This window comes from Luteimonas terricola (genome assembly GCF_004352845.1).
In the GTDB taxonomy this organism is placed as follows: Bacteria; Pseudomonadota; Gammaproteobacteria; order Xanthomonadales; family Xanthomonadaceae; genus Luteimonas; species Luteimonas terricola.
Genome location: NZ_SJRX01000002.1, coordinates 574,082 through 596,085, shown reverse-complemented (window position 1 = coordinate 596,085; position 22,004 = coordinate 574,082). Strand labels below are relative to the sequence as shown.

At 70.4% G+C, this 22,004-nt stretch carries 19 protein-coding genes, 1 tRNA gene and 1 riboswitch; of the genes, 7 read left to right on the top strand and 13 right to left on the bottom strand.

What is annotated here, in order from left to right:
• Window positions 1-87: 87 nt before the first annotated feature.
• From E2169_RS07465 to E2169_RS07425, 9 genes are all read right to left on the bottom strand, one after another.
• Entirely contained in the window at window positions 88-486 is a 399-nt protein-coding gene (locus tag E2169_RS07465; protein WP_132985966.1) for an acyl-CoA thioesterase, read from the bottom strand.
• Window positions 483-824: a thioredoxin family protein gene (locus E2169_RS07460; protein ID WP_132985965.1), complete on the bottom strand. Its 342-nt coding sequence runs from the start codon at window positions 822-824 to the stop codon at window positions 483-485. The genes E2169_RS07465 and E2169_RS07460 overlap by 4 nt, the downstream gene beginning before the upstream one ends.
• Window positions 796-1,359, bottom strand: a complete 564-nt coding sequence (locus E2169_RS07455; RefSeq protein WP_132985964.1) for a flavodoxin — start codon at window positions 1,357-1,359, stop codon at window positions 796-798. Before E2169_RS07455 ends, E2169_RS07460 begins: the two co-directional genes overlap by 29 nt.
• A gap of 4 nt (window positions 1,360-1,363) precedes the next feature.
• The gene (locus E2169_RS07450; RefSeq protein ID WP_132985963.1) at window positions 1,364-2,425 is read right to left on the bottom strand and encodes a ribonucleotide-diphosphate reductase subunit beta; all 1,062 of its coding nucleotides are present in this window, start codon (window positions 2,423-2,425) and stop codon (window positions 1,364-1,366) included.
• Window positions 2,426-2,587: 162 nt separating this feature from the next.
• On the bottom strand, window positions 2,588-5,002 hold the full coding sequence (locus E2169_RS07445) for a ribonucleoside-diphosphate reductase subunit alpha (protein ID WP_165942359.1): 2,415 nt from the start codon (window positions 5,000-5,002) through the stop codon (window positions 2,588-2,590).
• Between the two features lie 187 nt (window positions 5,003-5,189).
• Window positions 5,190-5,425: riboswitch (cobalamin riboswitch) on the bottom strand.
• Between the two features lie 52 nt (window positions 5,426-5,477).
• Complete coding sequence (gene zapE, locus E2169_RS07440; RefSeq protein WP_132985961.1) at window positions 5,478-6,611, bottom strand: cell division protein ZapE; 1,134 nt, start codon at window positions 6,609-6,611, stop codon at window positions 5,478-5,480.
• Window positions 6,604-7,275 carry an alpha/beta hydrolase gene (locus E2169_RS07435; RefSeq protein ID WP_132985960.1) on the bottom strand — a complete coding sequence of 224 codons (672 nt, stop codon included), beginning with the start codon at window positions 7,273-7,275 and terminating at the stop codon, window positions 6,604-6,606. Before E2169_RS07435 ends, zapE begins: the two co-directional genes overlap by 8 nt.
• Window positions 7,276-7,368: 93 nt before the next feature.
• On the bottom strand, window positions 7,369-8,790 hold the full coding sequence (locus tag E2169_RS07430; protein WP_132985959.1) for an ExeM/NucH family extracellular endonuclease: 1,422 nt from the start codon (window positions 8,788-8,790) through the stop codon (window positions 7,369-7,371).
• 78 nt (window positions 8,791-8,868) lie between these two features.
• Window positions 8,869-9,384, bottom strand: a complete 516-nt coding sequence (locus tag E2169_RS07425; RefSeq protein ID WP_132985958.1) for a c-type cytochrome — start codon at window positions 9,382-9,384, stop codon at window positions 8,869-8,871.
• Window positions 9,385-9,658: 274 nt separating this feature from the next.
• Between E2169_RS07425 and E2169_RS07420 the strand changes: the two genes are divergently transcribed.
• Together E2169_RS07420 and E2169_RS14435 are read left to right on the top strand one after the other, a co-directional pair.
• Window positions 9,659-11,410, top strand: coding sequence for a sodium:solute symporter family protein (locus E2169_RS07420; protein ID WP_207918371.1), 1,752 nt, complete (start codon window positions 9,659-9,661; stop codon window positions 11,408-11,410).
• Entirely contained in the window at window positions 11,407-11,538 is a 132-nt protein-coding gene (locus tag E2169_RS14435) for a putative transporter small subunit (RefSeq protein ID WP_229659070.1), read from the top strand. Before E2169_RS07420 ends, E2169_RS14435 begins: the two co-directional genes overlap by 4 nt.
• A 112-nt stretch (window positions 11,539-11,650) precedes the next feature.
• Here the strand turns inward: E2169_RS14435 and E2169_RS07415 are convergent.
• Window positions 11,651-11,727, bottom strand: a tRNA-Arg gene (locus E2169_RS07415).
• A 110-nt stretch (window positions 11,728-11,837) separates the two neighbouring features.
• Between E2169_RS07415 and ubiA the strand changes: the two genes are divergently transcribed.
• Together ubiA and E2169_RS07405 are read left to right on the top strand one after the other, a co-directional pair.
• Complete coding sequence (gene ubiA / locus E2169_RS07410) at window positions 11,838-12,758, top strand: 4-hydroxybenzoate octaprenyltransferase (protein WP_132985956.1); 921 nt, start codon at window positions 11,838-11,840, stop codon at window positions 12,756-12,758.
• The gene (locus E2169_RS07405; protein WP_132985955.1) at window positions 12,758-14,443 is read left to right on the top strand and encodes an MFS transporter; all 1,686 of its coding nucleotides are present in this window, start codon (window positions 12,758-12,760) and stop codon (window positions 14,441-14,443) included. Before ubiA ends, E2169_RS07405 begins: the two co-directional genes overlap by 1 nt.
• Window positions 14,444-14,448: 5 nt before the next feature.
• Here the strand turns inward: E2169_RS07405 and E2169_RS07400 are convergent, their stop codons facing one another.
• Window positions 14,449-15,300, bottom strand: coding sequence for a ComFC family protein (locus tag E2169_RS07400; protein ID WP_229659071.1), 852 nt, complete (start codon window positions 15,298-15,300; stop codon window positions 14,449-14,451).
• Window positions 15,301-15,349: 49 nt separating this feature from the next.
• Here E2169_RS07400 and bioB point away from each other — a divergent pair, with 49 nt between their 5' ends.
• The 3 genes from bioB to E2169_RS07385 are packed head-to-tail and all read left to right on the top strand — an operon-like array spanning window position 15,350 to window position 18,657.
• Complete coding sequence (gene bioB / locus E2169_RS07395; RefSeq protein ID WP_132985954.1) at window positions 15,350-16,411, top strand: biotin synthase BioB; 1,062 nt, start codon at window positions 15,350-15,352, stop codon at window positions 16,409-16,411.
• A gap of 10 nt (window positions 16,412-16,421) precedes the next feature.
• Entirely contained in the window at window positions 16,422-17,621 is a 1,200-nt protein-coding gene (gene bioF / locus E2169_RS07390) for an 8-amino-7-oxononanoate synthase (RefSeq protein ID WP_132985953.1), read from the top strand.
• Window positions 17,622-17,652: 31 nt separating this feature from the next.
• Window positions 17,653-18,657 carry a DMT family transporter gene (locus E2169_RS07385; RefSeq protein ID WP_132985952.1) on the top strand — a complete coding sequence of 335 codons (1,005 nt, stop codon included), beginning with the start codon at window positions 17,653-17,655 and terminating at the stop codon, window positions 18,655-18,657.
• 42 nt (window positions 18,658-18,699) lie between these two features.
• Here the strand turns inward: E2169_RS07385 and E2169_RS07380 are convergent, their stop codons facing one another.
• Window positions 18,700-20,505: a serine hydrolase gene (locus E2169_RS07380; protein WP_132985951.1), complete on the bottom strand. Its 1,806-nt coding sequence runs from the start codon at window positions 20,503-20,505 to the stop codon at window positions 18,700-18,702.
• The gene (locus E2169_RS07375) at window positions 20,505-21,998 is read right to left on the bottom strand and encodes an NAD-dependent succinate-semialdehyde dehydrogenase (RefSeq protein WP_229659072.1); all 1,494 of its coding nucleotides are present in this window, start codon (window positions 21,996-21,998) and stop codon (window positions 20,505-20,507) included. The genes E2169_RS07380 and E2169_RS07375 overlap by 1 nt, the downstream gene beginning before the upstream one ends.
• Window positions 21,999-22,004: the final 6 nt, after the last annotated feature.

Here is a 22,004-nt window from a genome sequence, read left to right as displayed (position 1 = left end):
CGTGTCGGTCCGTGCCGTGGGCGTGGACGTGGTCGCGGACACCGGACCTTGCGCCCGCGGCAGTGTAGGCAGCCGCCCGGAAACCGGTCAATCGCCGGGCAAAGGGGCCACCTGCGCGGGTCGCCCGCGACTGTCGAGCGCGATCATCACGAAGCGGCCGCGGGTGCAGGTTTCGCGCTCGCCGCTGAGCAGGTCCTCGGCGATCAGCTCCACCTCGACCTGCATCGAGGTGCGGCCGACCGCGACCACCCGGGCCACGGTCTCGACCAGCTGGCCCTGGCGGATCGGCAGCGTGAAGTCGACCTGCTCCGACCGCGCCGTCACCACGGTCAGGCGTGCGTAGCGCGAGGCGGCGATGAATGCCGCCTTGTCCATCCACGCCAGCGCCTGGCCGCCGAACAGGGTGCCGAGGTGGTTGGTGTGGTCGGGGAAGACCATCTCCAGCAGGCGGGCTTCGGTCGGCGCAGCGGAGGCCGGGGGCGTCATGCCGGAGCCCGCGCGAAGTGGCGTTCGACGGCCTGCGCGATCTGCGCCGGGGCCTGGAAGCCGGGCAGGCGTGCCGCCTCGGCACCGTCGGCGAACAGGGCCAGCGTCGGCGTCTGGCGCAGGCCGAGGCCGCGGAAGAAGTCCTCGCCCACGGTCTCCAGCTTCACCTTCAGCAGCACCGTGCCTTCGGCATCGGACGTGGCGGCGAACGTCCGCAGCGCCATGTCCAGCATGCGGCAGCCGGGACAGTCGTCCTTGTAGTAGTCGACCAGCAGCCGCGGATGTGCGGCGATGGCGGCGTGGTGGTCCTCAGGCGAGGCGGCGTGCAGGGTCTGCATGGGGGATGGTCTTCTCGGGAAAGGGTTCGTCGGGTGCCGGCCCGCGGCCGGCGATGTCGTTGCCGACGCGGCCGATGGCCCCGCCGCCGGCACTGCCGGCGATGGCCAGGACGTCGTCGGTCCAGCGCTGGATCTTCAGCGCGTCGCGCTCGCCGTGCGGCATCTGCTCGATCTCCAGGCGCGGGTAGCCGCTGTCGAAGAAGGCCGCCATGCGCCGCAGCGCGCCGCAGTAGTACTCCTCGCCCCACTGCGTCTCGCCGGTGCCGAACACGGCCAGCTGCTCCGGCTTGCCGACCGCGGCCACGAGCTCGGCGATGAAGCGCTTCATCTCCGGCGGCGTGCGCCCGGCGTTGTCGGTCCAGGCGCCGAGCAGGTAGAGGTCGTGGTGCGGGTCGTCGCCGGCGGTAGCGAGGCCTTCGATGTCGGTCTCGATCCAGCTCACCGCGTGGCCCAGTGCCTCGCAGCGCGTGCGCACCGTGCGCGCGAGATCGCGCGTGTTGCCGCTCAGCGATGCGTAGGCGACCAGGATGCGCATGGCGCTAGAGGTCGTCGAAGCCGTTGTCGACGTTGGTCTTCTTGTAGCTGGCGTTGCGCATCTCGAAGAAGTCGGTCTTGGTCTCGGTGAAGTTGTCGGCGTAGGCCTTGATCCAGGGCATCACGTTCTCGGTGGCGTCGGAGTACAGCTTCTCGATGCCCAGCATCCCGGCCATCTTGTTGGCGCGGTACTTCACGTAGCGGACCATCTCATCGACGTCGATGCCGTCGATGCCGTCCAGCACCTCGCCGGTCCACTGCACTTCCAGCTCGATGGCGTGCTCGAAGGCGCCGTGCACATAGGCGGTCAGCTCGTCGGTCTGCAGCTCCGGGTTCTCGCCGACGATGGCGCGGATCAGCTCGCTGATGAACTTGGTGTGCGCCAGCTCGTCGCGGTTGATGAAGCTGATGATCTTGCCGGTGCCGGTCATCCGGTTCTGGCGCACCAGGTTGTAGAAATAGGCGAAGCCGGAATAGAAGTTGATGCCCTCGAGGATCGAGGACTGGATCAGCGAACGCAGCAGGGTCTCGGCGGTCTTCTCGCGCATGAAGTCGTCGTAGGACCCCATGATCGGCGCATTGCGCTTCTGGATCGTCGGATGCGTGCGCGCGATCTCGAACACGCGGTTCTGGTTGGCCAGGCCGGTGATCGAGGCCAGCACGTAGCTGTAGCTCTCGTTGTGGATCACCTCCTGCTGGCCGATGATCGCGGCGTTGGCGTGCGCCGCCGGATCGGTGATGTACTCGGCGACGTTGTAGATGAAGCGCGTCTGCGGCGAATCGAGCGTGGCCAGCAGCCCGATGATCGAATCGTAGGCATTCTTCTCGCGCGCCGAGAGCTCGCCGTACTGCCTGGCGTCGGCCTTCATGTCGACCTCGTCCGGGATCCAGAAGTTGGTCGAGAGCTCCTTGTAGGCGCGATAGAACGACGGATACGGAATGTCGTTCCAGTTGAGGATGCCCGAAGTGCGGCCGTTGATGATCCCGGTCGAACGGTTCGGATGGCGCGGCTCGAGGATCCGGATGCGATCGAGCGGCGTGGCGGTAAGCGGCGTGGTGGCGGACATGTGTGCCTTCTCGTGTTTCGGTTGCGCGCAGCAGCGCAAACGCTCTGGAGGAAAGCCCCCCTGAGTCAGGGGGGCGCGCCGAAGGCGCGGGGGTCTGGGTGCTGGTAATGCAGGGTCCACGGTTCGCAACGCGAACCGTGGAAGCAAAAGCGCGAATGCGCTTTAGCTACTGCACCACTCGCATTCGGCGATATCGATGTCGTTGGAACGCACGTAATAGGTCGTCTTCATGCCTTCGCGCCAGGCGGTCATGTGCAGCTCCAGCAGGGTGCCGGCGCGGATGGTGCTGGGCACGTAGAAGTTGAAGCTGATCGACTGGTCGACGTGGCGCTGGCGGCGGGCGTTCTGGCGCACGCTTGCGAACTGGTCGACCCGGTAGGCGCCCTTCTCGTAGTAGGGCCAGGTCCCGAGCGACAGGCCGGGCGCGGCCACCGGGCGGCGGTAGTCCTTCTTTTCTTCGTAATAGAACGCGGAGTAGACCGGGTCGATCGACGCGGTGCTGCCGGCGATCTGCGCGGTGGACATGTTCGGCGCAACGGCCATCAGCCAGCCGTTGCGGACGCCGTTGACCGCCACCTGCGCGGCCAGCTCCAGCCACTGCGGGCTGTCGTAGTCGCGGTCGCGGAAGTAGGCGCCGCTGTGCCAGTCGCTGCCCTGGAACACGGGGTAGGCGCCCTTCTCCTTCGCCAGCGCCATGCTCGCCTGCACGGTCAGGAAGTTGATGCGCTCGTACAGCGTGTCGCTGTAGTCCTCGGCGTCGACCGAATTCCAGTCGATGCCCTTCTGCGCCAGCAGGTGGTGCCAGCCGAAGGTGCCCAGGCCGATCGCGCGGTACTTGCGGTTGGTGATCGTGGCCTGCGGCACCGGCAGCAGGTTCAGGTCGATGACGTTGTCGAGCATGCGCACCTGGATCGGGATCAGGCGCTCCAGCACGTCGGTGATCAGGTCGCCCTGGCCGCCCTGGGGCACGATCGCGCGGCCCAGGTTCACGGACGAAAGGTTGCAGACCACGAAGTCTCCGGCCTGCTTCGTGGTCACGATCTGGTTGCCGCTGATGATCTCCTGCATCAGCCGCGTCGGGCTCATGTTCTGCAGGATCTCGGTGCAGAGGTTGGACGAGTACACCATGCCGGCGTGCTTGTTCGGATTCTTCCGGTTGACCTCGTCGCGGTAGAACATGAACGGGTTGCCGGTCTCCAGCTGGCTGACCATCAGCCGCTTGAGGATGTCGATGGCCTTGATCGTCTTGCGGGAGATGCGCTCGTCGGCCACCACTTCTTCGTACTTCTCCCGGAACGAGCCTTCGCCCTTCTTCTCGTCGAAGAAGTCCTGCAGGTACCAGCCCTTGATCCGCTGCACCTCGTGCGGGTCGAACAGGTACCAGTCGCCGCGGCGCTCGACCGCCTCCATGAAGATGTCGGGGATGCAGACCGAGGTGAACACGTCGTGTGCGCGCAGGCGCTGGTCGCCGTTGTTGAGGCGCAGGTCGAGGAAGGCCTCGATGTCGCGGTGCCAGACGTCCAGGTACACGGCGACCGCACCCTTGCGCTGGCCGAGCTGGTCGACCGAGACCGCGGTGTTGTTGAGCTGCTTGATCCACGGCACCACGCCGCCGGAGGAGTTGGGCACGCCGCGGATCGACGCGCCCGACGCGCGCACGTAGCCCATGTAGGCGCCCACGCCGCCGCCGCCCTTGGACACGCGGGCGACGTCGGTATTGGAGTCGTAGATGCCCTGCAGCGAATCGTCGACGGTGTCGATGAAGCACGACGACAGCTGGCCGCCGGTCTTGCCGGCGTTCTGCAGGGTCGGCGTGGCGACCGTCATGTACAGGTTCGACAGCGCCCAGTAGGCCTCGCCGACCAGCTGCATGCGCCGCTCGCGCCCGCCCTTGCCGGAGGTGCCTTCTTCCTGCATCAGGTACAGCGCGATCGTCAGCCAGCGCTCCTGCGGCAGCTCGTAGACCTCGCGAGAGGTGTCGGTGGCGAGATACCGCGTGGCCAGCAGGTACAGGCCGTTGTAGTTGAACAGCAGGTCGCGCGCCGGATCGATCATCTTCCCGGCTTCGACCAGCTCCTCCTTGGAATAGGCGCGCAGGATGTCGTTGGAGTACACGTTGCGGTCGGCCAGGCTTTCCTGCAGGCCGACGTAGGAACCGTACTTCTGCGCCACGTCGTAGAAACGGTTTCGGCTGGCGCGCTTGTACAGCCGGTGCAGGTAGATCCGCGCGGCGAACATCTCCCATTCCGGCGCGGCCACGTCCACGCGCGCCTCGGCCTCGCGGATCAGGTGATCGACCAGGTCGTCGGCGTTGACCGCGTCCTTGCGCTCGACGAAGCCGAACACGCTGCGCTTGTAGTCGGCGGCGTCGAGCTGCGGGAATTCGGCGTGCACGCGGTCGATGGCGCGCTCCAGGCGCGCGCGGTCGTAGGGGATCCGGCGGTTGCCGGCTTCCTTGGTGATCCACGTGGCGGCGGTGGCGTCCGCGGACGCATGGGACGTGGATGACGCAGCGGTCGTGATCGGTGGCGCGGGTGGTGCGGGTGGTGCCGTGATGGTGCTGTCGTAGCTGCTCATGCCTGCTCCCGGATGGCGTGCGCACGGCCGCCTGTCCCGGGGCAGGCGGCGGGCCGGAGCGGTCATCGACAGGGTGGGAGCGCGGCGTCGCAGCGGCCGCGGCCGCGCTCCAGGGCGGAGGGCGGGCGTACGCATGCTTCACCAGCCATCTCCCCCCGGAGATTGCGCAGCCGGCACCGCGCGATGTGCATGCGCGCGGCTGTCGGCAGGTCTTCGGGCTCGTGGATCCGGGAGCCTGGGCTCCGCGCCTCGGCCGCCGCTTCCCGGGACCACCGTCCCAGTGCGTGTGCGACCTCGTTTCCACCTACCGCTGCGGGGCAGCGCCGGGATTGGCGGGCGCATCGATGGTCTCGACCGCTGCCGTACCGGCTTCCCTTTTCATCCCGTGCCCTGTGGCGCGGGAACCGACGGGACACAACATATCGGGGCACGGCGAATCCGTCAACGCCATATATGGGGGTGGCCGTGGCCGCTTCTACAGGTGGTGCCGGGCGAGGTAGTCCGTGGACTGCATCTCGATCAGCCGCGATGCGGTGCGCTCGAAGGCGCCGGCCAGGCGCCCGCCGGCATACAGCGCGTGCGGCGCGGCGTCGGCGGTGCAGACCAGCTTGACGTTGCGGTCGTAGGCCTCGTCGATGAAGGTGACGAAGCGGCGCGCGGCGTCGTCGCGCAGGGCGTCCATCACCGGCACGCCGCCGAGCAGCACGGTGTGGAACTCGCTGGCGATCTCGATGTAGTCCGACGCCGCGCGCGGACCTTCGCACAGCGCTTCGAAATCAAACCAGGCCATGCCCGGGCAGCGCGCGCGGGTGGCGATGCGCCGGCCCTCGAGTTCGATGCTGCCGTCGCGGTGCGCATCGTCGCCGCCGAGCGCATGCCAGCGCGACGCGAGCCAGCCGTCGGCCTCCGCGTCCAGCGGCGCGCGGTACACCGGCGAACGGGTCAGTTCGCGCAGCCGGTAGTCGGTGTCGCTGATGATCTCCAGCACCTGGCAATGCTGTTCCAGCAGCGCGATCGCCGGCAGGAAGCGTGCGCGCTGCAGGCCTTCGGCATACAGGCCCGACGGCGCGATGTTCGATGTCGTCACCAGCACGATGCCCTCGGCGAACATCCGCTCGAGCACCCGCGCCAGCAGCATGGCATCGCCGATGTCGCTGACGAAGAATTCGTCGAGCACCAGCACCCGCAGCGAACGCCGCCATTCGGCCACGATCGTGGCCAGCGGGTCGCGTTCGCCGGCGTGCTCGCGCAGGCGCGCGTGGACCACGCGCATGAAGCGGTGGAAGTGGGTGCGGCGCTTGCCGTTGCCGTCGCCGCGGCCGGCGTCGAGCTTGGCCACCGGCAGCGGCAGGCCGGCGTAGAACAGGTCGACCATGAAGGTCTTGCCGCGGCCGACGCCGCCCCAGAGGTACAGGCCCTGCGGCGCGGGCGCGCCGCTGCCGAAGGTGCGCGACAGCCAGCCGCGGCGCGGCGTGGCCAGCAGTTCGCCGTGCACGCGGTCGAGCGCGGCCAGCGGCGCGTGCTGCGCGGGATCGTCGTCCCAATCGCCGCGCGCCACGCCTTCGCGATAGGCCTGCGACGGGCGCGGTGCCGCTGGCGCTTCAGCCATGGGCGGCCGGCAGGTGGCGCCGGGCACCGCTCTTGATCGCGCCGCGCAGGTCGATGAGCTTGCGGTGGAAGAAGTGGCTGGTGTCGGGCATGCGCACCAGCTCCGGCGCGGCCTTGAGCCCGTCGAGCCAGTTGTAGACCGCCTGCGGGTCGACGATCTCGTCGGACTCGCCCTGCACCACCAGCCAGGGCATCGTCGGCGTGGTGATTGCATCGAAATCCCAGCGCCCGGCCGGGGGCGCGATCGAGATCAGCATCGACGGCTGCAGCTCCGCCGCCATCGCCAGGCTGACGTAGGCACCGAAGCTGAAGCCGGCCAGCCAGAGCTGGTCGTCGGGGCGCGTGGTGCGCACCCATTCGGCCACCGCGCGCAGGTCGCCGCGCTCGCCGTCGCCGCCATCGAACTCACCTTCCGAGCTGCCCGTGCCGCGGAAGTTGAAGCGCACCGTGGCCAGGCCCAGCTCGCGCAGCGCGCGCGCGGCCATGGTCACGACCTTGTTGTGCATGGTCCCGCCCTCGGTGGGCAGCGGGTGGCAGACGATCGCGATGGCCGGCTGCCGGGCGACATCGTCCTCGGGCAGGTCCACGGCAACTTCGAGCGCGCCGGCGGGCCCAGGCAGGACGAGGCTGCCGGAGGCGTCCGGAAAAAGCGGGGGGCTGGTCATGCGCCCATGATAATCGCCACGGCATGTGGGGGCGGTTACGCCCTGGGGCCGTCGGTGTCGGGGAGCGCGCGGGGCGCGTCGCCGCGTCCGAAGCTAGCGGGTGCGCAGGCGCAGACCGACCAGCGACGGATCGTGGTCCGAGGCCCGCCAGGGCCCGGTCGGGAACTCGTCGTCGTTGGCTGCAGGATCGACGACGTTGGCCGCCTCGTCTGCATTGCTGTGCCAGATGGCCGCATCCTGCAGCCGCCCGCCCAGCGCCGGACTCAACAGCACGTGATCCAGGCGTCCGGCCTGCGCATCGTAGACATAGGTGTAGGGCCGGCCGCCGTCGGCATCGGCCAGGGCGTCGTGCCAGCCGGAATCGATGAAGCCGCGGACCGGGTCCTCCATCGCGTAGGCGTTGAGGTCGCCCAGCACCGCGACCAGGTCGCTGCCGCTTGCGGTCGGGTCGCCGGCCAGCCAGTCGCGCAGCGCCTCGCCCGATGCCCGGCGGGTGGCGTTGAAGCAGGCCTGGCCGTCGCCCTGGTCGAGGTCGGCGCCGGCGGCGTCGCGGCAGCCCTTGGACTTGAAGTGGTTGGCCACCACCACGAAGGCCGGGCCGTTGCCGGCGCGGAAGGCCTGGGCCAGCGGTGCGCGGCTGAGCGGGCCGAAGGTGCCGGCTTCGAGCGTGGCCGGGCGACCCAGCGGCGCGACGCGGTCGGCGCGGTAGACGATGCCGACCCGGATCGGGTTGTCGCCGGGTCCGTTGCCGGCATCGACGAAGCGCCAGCGCAGGCCCTGGGGATCCAGCGCGGCGACCAGCTGGGCGAGGCTGGAGTCGGCGTCGTAGCCGTCGTTCTCCAGCTCCAGCAGCGCGACCACGTCGGCATCGAGCGAGGACAGCGTGGCGACCAGGCGCGCGAGCTGGGCCTGGTATCCGGCCGGGCTGCGCGCGCCGCGTTCGGTCGGGAAGCCGCCGCCGCGGCCATCGCCGTTGAACAGGTTCTGCAGGTTGAGGCTGGCCAGGCGGACTTCGCCGGCCACCGTCGGTGCCGCCGGGCGTGCCGCGGGCTGCAGCACTTCGACGTCGCGCAGGTGCAGGCGCGGGCCGTCCGCGTCGAGCCTGAGTTCGCCTTCGGCGCCCTCCAGCACGCCGCCACCGCGCCAGGTGCGCGGATGGCCGGCAGCCTTCTCCGGCAGCACCAGGGTGAGGCTGCGCACGCGGTTGGCGGCGGCCAGGGCAGCGGCCTCGGCGCCGGGCAGGGCGATTTCGGTCGGTGTCCGCAGGCGGTCGCCGAACGCGGCCACCACGCTGTCGTCGCGGCCCAGGCGGTGGTTGCCGGACACCACCAGCGGCACGGTGATGCGCACCCGCTGGCCGTCGTGGACCTGCCAGTCGGCCGGTGGCGTCGCGATCTCGACGACGGCCTGAACATCGGCGGGCGCGTCGCGCATGGCCGTCGAGGCCGCGCATCCGGCCAGCGCAAGCGCCAGCAGCATCGACAGGGCGGGAAGCACGGGCGCTTTGTGGATCATGGCAGCCTCACGGATTGCGGGGAGCGAAAACGAAGACGCCGCCCGGTGGGCGGCGTCGGCGGCCAGCTGGCGGCCAGCTTACTGGAGGTTTTCCAACATCCAGTCGACCGTGGCGATCACCTGCTCGTCGGTCAGCGCGGGGTTGCCGCCCTTCGCGGGCATCATGCCGGTCGACCCGGTGAAGCCCTCGATGGCGTGGCGGTGCAGGGTCTCGGTGCCCTGGGCGATGCGCGCCGTCCAGTCGGCGCGCTCCATCTTCGGCGAGCCGGCGACGCCGGCGGTGTGGCAGCCGGCGCAGAGGTTGCCGTAGATCACCGAGCCGTCGAGCGTGCCGCCGTAGGCGACCTGCGCGGCTGCGGAGGCCACCGCGGCGGCGGCGGCCACGGCCTGCGCGGCGGCACCGGTGTCGCCTGCGTACACGGCGCCAATCGGCGCGATGCGGTGGGCGGTACGCGTGGCGACGCCGGGGTCGACCTCGCCGGGCAGCGACTTGTGCACGAAATAGGACAGGACGATCAGCCCGAAGGTCACCACGGCCAGGAAACCGATGATCAGGGAGAACCGCTTGAGGAAGTCGAGGTCGTAATTGCGCACGGAACACCTTGGCATGCGTGGCCGGCGGCCACAGCTGCGCTGGATTATAGAACACGCGCCGGGACTGCGACATGGCCACCCGCCGCCGCACCGGGCAAGCTGCAACAGTGCGTTTCCAGCGGCTTTTCGCGCAAATGCTAAGATGGTGCCTTCGCCGCGCCCCCGATGTCATTGCCGTCCGACGACGGTTCCGGGGTCGCCCCAAGGCGCAGCTGGTCCAATTCCGCGCTCAATGCATCCGTTCGGACGTCTGCCGTCCGCCCCGGACTGTCGCGTGCTGCGTCCCATCAAGCCCCAGCGGCTTCGACCAGGGAGCTTCCACCTGCCAGTGGCCGACCTCACGTTCTATCAACTGCAAACATCCACCGTCATCCTGCTGATGCTCGCCTTCTATGGCGGCACGTTCCTCCTGTCCACCCGCATCGGGCGCAAGAACGAGAACGTCGACGGCTACATGACCTCCAGCGGCAAGGTCGGCTTCGGCGTCTCCGCCGCCAGCATGACCGCCACCTGGATCTGGGCGGCTTCCTTCTACGCAGCGGCCACCTCCGGCTACAAGTACGGCATCTCCGGCCCCATCCACTACGGGCTGTGGGGCGCGCTGATGATCCTCTTCATCTATCCCTTCGGCCGCCGCTTCCGCGAGGTCGCGCCCGAGGCGCATACGCTGGCCGAAATCATGCACGCCCGCCACGGGCGCTCCAGCCAGCTGATCCTCGCCGGCTCCAACATCGCCGGCAGCGTGATCAGCCTGATGGCCAACTTCACCGCCGCCGGCGCGCTGGTGGCGATGCTGTCGCCGCTGGACTTCGTGCACGGCGTGATGATCGCCGGCATCGGCACCTTGTCGTACACGCTGTGGTCGGGCTTCCGCGCATCGATCATGACCGACGTCATCCAGGTGGCGGCGATGCTCGGCGCCGCGGCGCTGATCATCCCGCTGGTGTTCTTCAGCGCCGGCGGTATCGACGCGGTGGCCCAGGGCTGGGACCGCCTCAGCGCCGAACAGGCGTCGATGTTCTCGAAGACCGCGTTCCTGGAACAGGGCGCACCCTACTTCGTGGCGGTGCTGGCCTACGCGATCGGCAACCAGACCATCGCCCAGCGTCTGTTCGCGGTGCGCGAGGACCTGATCAAGCCGACCTTCATCACCGCCACCATCAGCTATGGCGCGACCGTCATCGGCCTGGGCATGCTGGGCGTGGTGGCACTGATGGTCGGCATCGAACCGAGCGGCGGCGACCACAACAACCTGATCCCGCAGATGGCATCGAGCTACCTGGGGCCGGTGATGATCGGCGTGTTCTTCATCATGGTGATCGGCTCGCTGTCGTCGACCGCGGACTCCGACCTCTCCGCGCTGTCGTCGATCATGATGACCGACATCTACGGCAAGAACCTCGCGCGCGGCCGGGTGAACCCGGCGACGATGCTGTGGGTGGGGCGCATCACCATGATCGTGGCCACCACCGCGGGACTGATCTTCGCCAGCTTCCGGATCGACATCCTGTCGCTGCTGGTGTTCGTGGGCGCACTGTGGGGTTCGATCGTGTTCCCCGTGATCGCGAGCTTCTACTGGAAGAAGGTCAACAACCGCGCCTTCACCACCGCGGTACTGGTCTCGCTGGTGGCGTTCACCGTGGCGCGCTTCGAGCTGCTGCCGATCGTGGGCACGTACGCGGTGGTGCTGGAGCTGTTCGCGACCGTGGGCGCCGGCGTGGTGCTGGGGCTGATGACCTTCGGCTTCTTCGGCAAGCGCGCCGGGCTGACCGTGGGCGCACTGGCGATACTCGCGCTGGCGCCCTTCACCTTCGGCTTCCTGCGCGACTATCCGGTGCTGCTGAGTTCGCTCAACGCCTATGGCGTCAGCACGGTGGTGTGCACACTGCTCAGCGTGCGCAGCGACGAGGACTTCGACTTCGACCTGATCGCCAAACGCGTGCGCAACTTCGACGACCGTGACCAGGCCGGACCGGCCGACGATGCCGGCGCGCCGCCGGTGCTTGCCCGGGAGGCGACGCGATGAGGGACGTATTGATGGTGGCCTACGTGCTGGTCTGGCCGGCGATCGTGCTGGTGATGATGTTCATCATGGGCCGCGGCGTGTGGCGCGACGTGCGCCGCGCGCGGCGCAGGGGCGAGGAGGTGGTTTGACCCGTTGACGGGCGGCGCGCGCGGCGTGGGCCCGTCACCCGGCGCGGCCTGCTCGGCACGCCGGGGCTGGACAAGGGGTTTATCGATGCGCCGGGAAAGCCACCGGAAGGATTGGCGCGCCTGGAGGGATTCGAACCCCCGACCAATGGCTTCGGAAGCCACTACTCTATCCGGCTGAGCTACAGGCGCGCAGACCGCCATTTTCCACTATCGCGGGGAATGTTGCGAGCGCCGGGGGCCGCGGCGGGTGCCCGCAGGGGCGTCCGGGGCGAGGGATCACAGCCGGGCCCAGCGGTACCATGGACGCCATGCCCTACGAACGTTTCGAAGCGCAGCCCCCTGCCGCGCCCGCCTGGCGCGAGCACCTGGGCCTGTACTGGAAGCTGATGCGCGCCGACCGGCCGATCGGCTGGCTGCTGCTGCTCTGGCCCACCTGGTGGGGCCTGTGGATCGCCGCGGAGGGCGTGCCGCCGCTGTGGATCCTGTTTGTCTTCAGTGCCGGCGTGTGGCTCACGCGCGCGGCCGGCTGCGTGATCAACGACTACGCCGACCGCTGGCTGGACCCGCACGTCAAGCGCACCCGCGAGCGCCCGCTGGCCACTGGCGCGGTGTCCGGGCGTGAGGCGCTGCTGCTGTTCGCGGTGCTGATGCTGGCGGCCTTCGCCCTGGTGCTCACGCTCAACCGGCTCACCATCCTGATGAGCTTCGTCGGCGTGTTCCTGGCCGCCACCTATCCCTATCTCAAGCGCTACACGCACCTGCCTCAGGTCTACCTGGGCATGTCCTTCGGCTGGGGCATCCCGATGGCGTTCGCCGCGGTGCAGGGCGAGGTGCCGCCGGTCGCCTGGGTGCTGTACGCGGCCAACATCCTGTGGTCGACGGCCTACGACACCTGGTACGCGATGGTCGACCGCGATGACGATCTGCGGGTGGGTTCGAAGTCCACGGCGGTGCTGTTCGGCGACATGGACCTGGTGGCGCAGGGCGTGCTGTATGCGCTGACCTTCCTCGGGCTGGTGCTGGCCGGGCGGCAGGCGGGACTGGGGACCTGGTACTGGGCCTCGCTGTGCGTGGCGCTGGCGCTGGTGGCCTGGCAGTTCTGGATCTGCCGCCACCGCGAGCGGGAGCCCTGCTTCCGCGCGTTCCTGCACAACCACTGGGTGGGGCTGGTGGTGTTCGCGGGCATCGCCGTCGACCTGGCGCTGCGCGGCCCGGGCTGATGTCGCAGGCCGCTCCGACCCCGCCCGATCCCGCGCCGCGTCCGTCGGCGCTGTCGGCGATGCGCTATCCGATCTTCCGCAGGGTCTGGTTCGCGAGCGCGTCCTCGAACTTCGGCGGCATGATCCAGTCGGTCGGCGCGGCCTGGCTGATGACGTCGATCGCGCAGTCGGCCGACATGGTTGCGCTGGTGCAGGCCTCGGTGGCGCTTCCGGTCATGCTGTTCTCGCTGGTGGCCGGCGCCATGGCGGACAACTTCGACCGCCGCAGGATGATGCTCGGGGCGCAGCTGTTCATGCTGCTGGTGTCGGTCGTGCTGGCGCTGTGCGCCTGGGCGGGCCTGATCACGCCGTGGCTGCTGTTGCTCTTCACCTTCCTGATCGGCTGCGGCGCGGCGTTCAACGCGCCGGCGTGGCAGGCGTCCGTTGGCGACATGGTGCCGCGTGCGGAGCTGCCGGGCGCCGTCGCCATCAACAGCATGGGCTTCAACATCGCGCGCAGCGTCGGGCCGGCGATCGGTGGCGCCATCGTCGCCGCCGCGGGCGCCGCCGCGGCGTTTGCGATCAATGCCGTCAGCTACATCGCCTTGATCGTGGTGCTGGCGCGCTGGCGCCCGGCGCCGGGTCCGCGGCTGCTGCCGCGGGAAGCGCTCGGTGGCGCGATCGCCGCAGGCGTGCGCTACGTGGCGATGTCGCCCGCCATCCGCACCATCCTGGGGCGCGCCGCCGTGTTCGGCGTCGGCGCGAGCGCGCCCATGGCGCTCATGCCGCTGGTCGCCAGGGACCTGATCGCGGGCGGGCCGCTGACCTATGGCCTGCTGCTCGGTGCCTTCGGCCTGGGCGCGATCGCCGGCGCGATGGGCAGTACGCGCCTGCGGGACCTGCTGTCGACCGAGGGCCTGGTCCGCTGCGCCTGCATCGCTTTCGCCGTGGCCGCGGCGGTCGTCGCCATGAGCACGCTGCTGTTGCTGACGATGGCGGGGCTTCTGCTTGGTGGTGCCGCGTGGGTGCTGGCGCTGTCGACCTTCAACGTGACGGTGCAGCTGTCCACGCCGCGCTGGGTCGTGGCGCGCGCGCTGTCGCTGTACCAGATGGCGGCGTTCGGTGGCATGGCGCTCGGCAGCTGGCTGTGGGGCTTCGTCGCCGAGCACGATGGCGTGCGCACGGCGCTGCTTGCGGCGGCGCTGGTCATGGTCGTCTGCGCGGTGCTTGGACGCTGGATGCCGCTGGCGAAACTGACCGAGCTCAACCTCGATCCGCTGAGCCGCTGGCAGGAGCCCGCCACCGCGGTCCCGGTGCAGGCGCGGACCGGGCCGGTGGTGATCACGGTCGAGTACATCATCCGCGAAGAGGACGTGCTGGAGTTCCTCGGCGCGATGGCGGAGCGGCGACGCATCCGGCGCCGCGACGGCGCGCGCAACTGGCGGGTGCTGCGCGATCTCGCCGACCCCCAGGTCTGGATCGAACGCTACGAGACGCCGACGTGGCTGGAGTACATCCGGCACAACAGCCGCCTCACCCACGACGACGCGACCATTCCGGAGCATCTGCGCGCGCTGCACCGCGGGCCCGGCGGGCCCCGGGTCCAGCGGATGATCGAACGCCAGACCAGTGCACTGCACACCGTGCCCGCATCCGGGCCGCAGGCCCTGACCGAGCCGGTGACCGAGTCCACCCGGGGGTCGTAGGAAGCTTAGGGCGCGCGGGCGCAGATCCAGGCGTCGACGCGGTCGGCGCCGGCGTCGAACAGGGCGTCGGCGGCGGCATGCAGGGTGGCGCCGGTGGTCATGACGTCGTCGACGAGGGCAACGTGGGGCGGGGGCGCGGCGCGTGCCGGCACTTCGAAGGCATCGCGAAGGTTGCCGGCGCGGGCGTCGGCGTCCAGGCGCGACTGTGGTGCGGTGCGGCGGGTGCGCAACAGCAGCTCGGGACGCACGGGAAGCGCCAGCATCCGGCCCAGCGGGCGGGCGAGCTCGAGCGCCTGGTTGTAGCCGCGCTGGCGCAGGCGGCTGCGATGCAGGGGGATCGGCACCAGGGCGTCGGGGCGGAGGTGGCCGCAGAACGCGGCGGCCATGGCTTGGGCCAGCAGGCGGCCGCCGGCGAGGTCGCGATGGAACTTGAAGCGCGGCAGCAGGCGATCCAGCGGAAAGCCGTAGAGAAAAGCCGCGTGGACTTCGCTCAGCGGCGGCGTGGCGTGGCGGCAGGCGCTGCAAAGCTCCGGAAGACCGGCACCGCCTCCTGCAGGAGCCGCTACAGCGGCGACCCTCGTGCTGGCCGCGCGCGCACCAGCAGGCAATGCGGTCGCAGCCGTGGCTGCTCCTACGGCGTCGGCGCGTCGGGTGGGGGCGGGGAGCAGCGGCATGGCGCAGCTCAGGCAGGCGGGCGGCATCCACGGCAGGCCGGCCTCGCAGCGGGCGCAGAGATCGAAACGGCCCGCCGCCGGTTCACGGCAGACCAGGCAGCGCGGTGCCCACAGCCTGCGGCCCAGCCGTGCCATCCAGCCGTCAACCGGAACGGCCTGCGCAAGGTTGACAGGTGCAGGCATGGTTTCCAGACTGCCCGGTCAGCCCCGCAAGCGCCTTCAGGATCACGCCATGCCCGCCGTCAGTGAATTCCGCGCCGGTGACGCCGTCACGCCGCGCCACGACTGGACCCGCACCGAAGTGGAGGCGCTGCTCGACCTGCCGCTCCCCGAACTGCTGTTCCGCGCCGCCAGCGTCCATCGGCAGAGCTTCGACCCGGCCGAGGTCCAGATCAGCACCCTGCTGTCGGTGAAGACCGGCGGCTGCCCCGAGGACTGCGCCTATTGCCCGCAGGCCCAGCGCTACGACACCGGCGTCGACGCGCAGAAGCTGATGGAAACCGAAGCGGTGCTGGAGAAGGCGCGCCAGGCCAAGGCCGCCGGCGCCTCGCGCTTCTGCATGGGCGCCGCCTGGCGCTCGCCCAAGGACCGCGACATCCCGAAGGTCGCCGCGATGATCGCCGGGGTGAAGTCGCTGGGCCTGGAGACCTGCGCCACGCTGGGCATGCTCTCGGGCGACCAGGCCCAGGCGCTCAAGGACGCCGGCCTCGACTACTACAACCACAACATCGACACCGATCCCGAGCACTACGGCAGCATCATCCGCACCCGCGAGCTGCAGGACCGCTTCGACACGCTCGGGCACGTGCGCGACGCCGGCCTGAAGACCTGCTGCGGCGGCATCGTCGGCATGGGCGAAACCCGTCGCCAGCGCGCCGGCTTCCTGCAGACGCTGGCGACGATGCCGGCGCACCCGGACTCGGTGCCGATCAACCGCCTGGTGCAGGTGGAGGGCACGCCGCTGCATGGCACCGCGGAACTCGATCCCTTCGAGTTCGTGCGCACGATCGCGGTGGCCCGCCTGCTGATGCCGAAGTCGATGGTGCGGCTGTCGGCCGGGCGCGAGCAGATGTCCGACGAGCTGCAGGCGCTGTGCTTCAGCGCTGGCGCCAACTCGATCTTCCACGGCGAGAAGCTGCTGACCACCGGCAACCCCGACGTCGCCCACGACCAGGCGCTGTTCGATCGGCTGGGCCTGCGCGTGATGGAGGTCACGGTCGATGCCGAAGGGCACGATCACGGCGGCACCGTGCACGCCGACATCGTCGGCCAGCCACGCAGCTGCGTCGCGTAGGATCCGGGTCATGGCGACCAAGCGCCCCGACCTCCGCCGCCGTGCACAGGCCCAACGCGCCGAAGCGATGGCGCACGACCTCGTGCGCAGCCGTCGCACGGTCGGCCGTCGCGACGGCGTGCGCATGGAGCTCGATGGCCGCTGGCTGATCAACTTCTGCGGCAACGACTACCTCGGCCTGTCGCAGCAGTTCCAGGTGGTCGATGCGATGCAGAACGCCGCCGCCCGCGACGGCGTCGGCGGCATCGGCTCGCACCTGGTCTGCGGCCACCACGTCGCCCACGAGGCGCTGGAGCGCGAGGTCGCGGACTGGCTGGAGGTGCCGCGCGCGCTGGCCTTCGGCAGCGGCTACATGGCCAACCTGGCGGTGCAGCAGGCGCTGCTCGGCGACGGCGACACCAGCGTCCAGGACCGGCTCAACCACGCCAGCCTGATCGACGGCGCGCGCCTGGCCGGCTGTCGCCTGCGCCGCTATCCGCACGCCGATGCCGAGGGTGCGCTGCGCCAGCTGCGCTCGGTGCCCACGGGCGCGGCGATGCTGGCCACCGACGGCGTTTTCAGCATGGACGGCGATGTCGCGCCGCTGCGCCAGCTGGCGCTCGCCGCGCGCATGCAGTCGGCACTGCTTTACGTCGACGACGCCCACGGCATCGGCGTGCTCGGTCCCGGCGGTCGCGGCAGCGTGGCCGAGGCGCGCCTGGGCGTGGACGATGTGCCGCTGCAGCTGATCACCCTGGGCAAGGCGCTGGGCAGCTACGGCGCGCTGGTGGCCGGCGATGTCGATCTCATCGACCATCTCGCCGGCACGGCGCGGCCCTACCTCTACACCACCGCGCTGCCGGCGCCGCAGGCCGCGGCCGCGCTGGCGTCGGTGAAGCTCGCGCGCCGCGAACACTGGCGGCGCGAGAAGCTGGACGCGCTGGTGCAGCGCTTCCGCGAGGGCATGCAGGCGCGGGGCTTCGAGCTGCCGGACTCGCAGACCCCGATCCAGCCCGTGCCCTGCGGCGACAACGCACGCGCGCTGGACATGGCCGCGCGCCTGGACGCCGAAGGCTTCCGCGTTGCCGCGATCCGGCCGCCGACCGTGCCCGAGGGCCGCGCACGCCTGCGCGTGACCCTGTGCGCGGCGCACGACGAAGACCAGGTGGATGCGCTGGTCGCCGCGCTCGCCCGCGCGCGCGACCGCGTCGACGCCGCCCGCGCGGCCTGAGCGCCGCGCGACGTCCGCAGCCACAGCCACCATGTCCAGGGACGTCCTCACTCCGGGCCGCGCGCTGGCCGCCGTCGGCATCGCCCTGTGCGCGGCGCTGTTCTTCACCTTCACCTACGTGCTCAACCGCGTTGCCGCGGACCAGGCCACGCACTGGGCCTGGATCGCCTCGCTGCGCTACCTGTTCACCCTGCCGCTGATGCTGGTGCTGATGCCCTTCCAGGGCGGCATGAAGCCGGTGCTGCGCGCGATCGCCGCGCACCCCTGGCCCTGGCTGCGCAGCTCGCTGATCGGCTTCGGGCTGTTCTACTGCATGCTCAGCTTCGCCGCCGCGAGTGGCCCGTCCTGGCTGGTGGCCGGGACGTTCCAGTTCACGGTGATCGCGGGGATCCTCTGCGCGCCGTTCCTGTACAGCGACGCGCGCCGCCGGATCCCGCGCGCGGGGCTGGCGGTGGCGGCGCTGATCTTCGCCGGCGTGCTGCTGATGCAGTTCGGCCACGCCAGCGGCGCGCTCGACGCCGCGGGATGGATCGCGCTGGTGTGCCTGCTGGTCGCGGCGTTCGCCTTCCCGCTCGGCAACCGCATGCTGCTGCTGCACCTCGAAGGCACGGGCGAAGCGCTCAACGCCACCCAGCGCGTGTTCGGCATGACCTTGGCGAGCCAGCCGCTGTGGATCCTGCTGGCGGTGTATGCCGGTGCCATGCACGGCCTGCCCACCGCCTCGCAGCTGCTGCTGGGCGCGGCCGTTGCGCTGTTCGCAGGCGTGATCGCGATGGTGCTGTTCTTCCAGGCCACGGGCATGGTGCGCAACCATCCGCTGGCGCTGGGCGCGGCCGAGGCGATGCAGGGCTCCGAAGTCGTGTTCGCGATGCTGCTCGGCGTGCTCCTGCTCGGCGAGGACTGGCCACGCGGCATGGCGCTGGGCGGCGCCGCGCTGGTGGTGCTGGGCATCGTCGCCTTCGCCTGGGTGGTGGCGCGTCCGGCCGCGGGCAGCGAGCGCGCGACGCGGGTGTTGCGGACCGACAAGGGCGCCTGAGCGCCGTTGTCCCCGGGAACGCCGCTGTTCCGTCGAGCGCCGCTATGGCTGCTGCGGAGCCCGCGCGTCGTCGCTGCAGATCGGCCCCAGCTTCGCCGCTTCCAGCGCCGGCGCCGCGAAGTCGATCGAGGCCAGCAGGCCGTCGTCGGCGACGTTGTACCAGGCCACTCCGTTGGGAAACATCGCCACGGTGATGCCGCCGAAGCCGGACATGAAAGGCACCCACGTCGGCCCTGCGCAGCCGAGCTCCGGCTGCAGGTCGCGCGCCCAGAAGCCGTGCTGGTAGCGGTAGCGCTCGAGCGTCGCCGCCTGCAGGCCGCGACGCTGCGGATCGCGCTGCATCGCGGCGGCGAACATCGTGGGGTCCAGCAGCTGCCGGCCATCGATGCGGCCCCGGCCTGTGCCGAGGAAGCGCGCCAGTTTGGCGATGTCATCACCGAGCAGGGTCAGGCCGAAGCCGAACAGCGGCTGGCGCGCGGCGTCGTGGCTGCGTCGCGTGACGCGCGCGGTGGGGCTCAGGCCGATGGGCCCGAGCACGCCGGCCCAGACCACGTCGTCGAAGATGTCCTCGCCTTCGCGGCCCGGCAGGCGCCGCAGCGCCTCCTGCAGCACCGTGCCGAGCAGGTAGGTGTCCGAGGTGTGGTAGACCCAGCGCGTGCCGGGCGCGTCGCGCCGCGGGTAGGCCTCGCAGGCGAACGCCAGGCGCTGGGCATGTGTGTCGGGCGCGAGGAAGTCGCGCACGCGCACGTCGTCTTCGTCGGCCATGTAGGCGGGCGAATCGTGCTGTCCGGTGGCCATGTCGAGCAGGTGGCGGAAGCGCACGCGGTCCCACCTCGCGGTCATGCAGCCACTGGCGCGCGCGAAATCGCTCACCGGCAGATCGGCGACGCCGGGATGCAGCCGCTCCATCCGCATCAGCGCGATGCCGGCGACCGCCGACTTCGCGAGCGAGTACGAGGGGAGGTCCATTGCGTCGCAATACGGGTATGCGCCGTGGCGGGTGTCGCAGCCGGAGCGGTAGTGGACGCCTTCGAACACCACGCCGTGCACGCTGCGCCCGCGCGGCGCGCCGATGGCGAAGCGGTCGGGATTTATGCCGGGGTGGTCGACGGCGAGTGCCGACATCGGCCACACCGGCAGGCGCGCGGCGACTTCGCGCGCGTGGGCGGCGACGAGTGCATCGCTACCTGCAACCGGCCCCGGCACGTAAGCGGCCTCCAGCAGGCCCCACAGATCGAGCTGCAGGTAATGACAGGTCTCGGACGACACCTGCATCGCCGCCCGCGAGACCTGGCCGTCGGACTTGAACAGCAGCATCAGCACACCGTTGTGGGTGCAGTTGGCGTTCCTCTGCACCAGGGCGAAGGGGATCGCCGCGCGCGTCCAGCCGGCGTCGCCGGGCTCGTTCCAGGCGCGCCCGGCCTCGACCACAAGCTCCCACCAGGGATGCGTGCCGGGGATCGGCCCGCGCCGTGCGGGGACCAGGACGTCGCCGTCCTGCACGAAGGCGATGTCGATGTCCTGCGGCAGCGTGCGGGCGGCCGCGACGTCGCCCGGGCCGAGGAAGCCGTCCAGCGCCACGAGGGTGCGTGTGGACGGTTGGCCGGACAGGCGCAGCCGACCTTCGAAGCGGTGCGTCGGTGGCAGCGCATCGGCCGGCGGAGCGTAGGCGGACAGGTCGACGCTGCGGCGGTAGGTGCCCGACAGCAGGGTGTCGCGGTCCAGCGGTGCGCGCGTGCCGGTGCCGGCTGCGCCGATCGCCGCAGCGTCACCCGTGGCCGCGGCCATGAGCATGACCGGTAGCGCCAGCGCGGCAAGCGCGCCGATCACCGCGCGCCACACCGGCATCAGATCCCGCCGATGCACACGTACTTCAGCTCGGTGTAGTCATCGAGGCCGTACTTCGAGCCCTCGCGGCCGATGCCCGATTCCTTGACGCCGCCGAACGGCGCCACCTCGGTCGAGACCAGCCCGGTGTTGACGCCGACGATGCCGCACTCCAGCGCCTCGGCCACGCGGTACGCGCGCGCCAGGTCGCGGGTGTAGAAGTAGCCGGCCAGGCCCACCTCGGTATCGTTGGCGAGCGCGAGCACCTCGTCTTCGCTTGCGAACCGGAACAGCGGCGCCACCGGCCCGAAGGTTTCCTCGCGGGCGAGCAGCATGCCGGGCGTCGCGTCCAGCAGCAGCGTGGGTTCGTAGAAGGTGCCGCCCAGCGCATGTGGCCTGCCGCCCATGGCAGCGCGTGCACCCTTGGCCAGCGCGTCGGCCACGTGCTCTTCCACCTTCTCCAGCGCCTTGGCGTCGATCAGCGGGCCCTGCTCGGTGGCGCCGGCCAGGCCGTCGCCGACGCGCAGCTTCGCGATCGCTGCGCCCAGCTTGTCCGCGAAGGCGTCGTATACCGCGTCCTGCACGAACAGGCGGTTGGCGCAGACGCAGGTCTGCCCGGTGTTGCGGAACTTGCTGGCCATCGCGCCCTCGACCGCGGCGTCGAGGTCGGCGTCGTCGAAGACGATGAAGGGCGCGTTGCCGCCCAGCTCCATCGACACGCGCTTCATGCCCTCGGCGCACTGCGCCATGAGTTTCTTGCCCACGCCGGTGGAGCCGGTGAAGCTGAGCTTGCGCACCTTGGCGTTGCCGGTCATCTCGCCGCCGATCGCCGCGGCGTCGTGGCCGGTGACGATGTTGAGCACGCCCGGCGGCAGGCCCGCGCGCTCGGCCAGCACGCCCAGCGCCAGCGCCGAGTACGGCGTCTGCGTCGCGGGCTTGCAGACCACGGTGCAGCCTGCGGCCAGCGCCGGTGCGATCTTGCGGCCGAGCATCGCCGAGGGAAAATTCCACGGCGTGATCGCGGCGACCACGCCGACCGGCTGGCGCAGGGTCATGATGCGCTTGTCGGCGGCGTGGCCGGGGATGGTGTCGCCGTACATGCGCCGCGCTTCCTCGGCGAACCATTCCAGATAGGCCGCGCAGTACGCGATCTCGCCCTTGGACTCGGCCAGCGGCTTGCCCTGCTCCGCGGTCATCAGGCGCGCCAGGTCGTCCTGGTGCTCGAGCATCAGCCTGTGCATGCGCTTCAGGACGTCGGCGCGTTCCTTCGCCGTCCTGCGCGACCAGGCCGGGAAGGCGGCGTGCGCGGCGTCGATGGCGCGGCGGGTCTCGCCGGCGCCCATGTCCGGGATCGTGCCCAGCACAGCGCCGGTCGCGGGGTTGGTGACTTCGCAGGTGGCGTCGGCATCGGCGTCGATCCATTCGCCACCGACCAGGCCGCGCGTGCGCAGCAGGCCGGGATCGGACAGGGACTGCGCGAAGGAGGAGGTCGTGTAGTTCATGGTCGTACTCATGTGCGT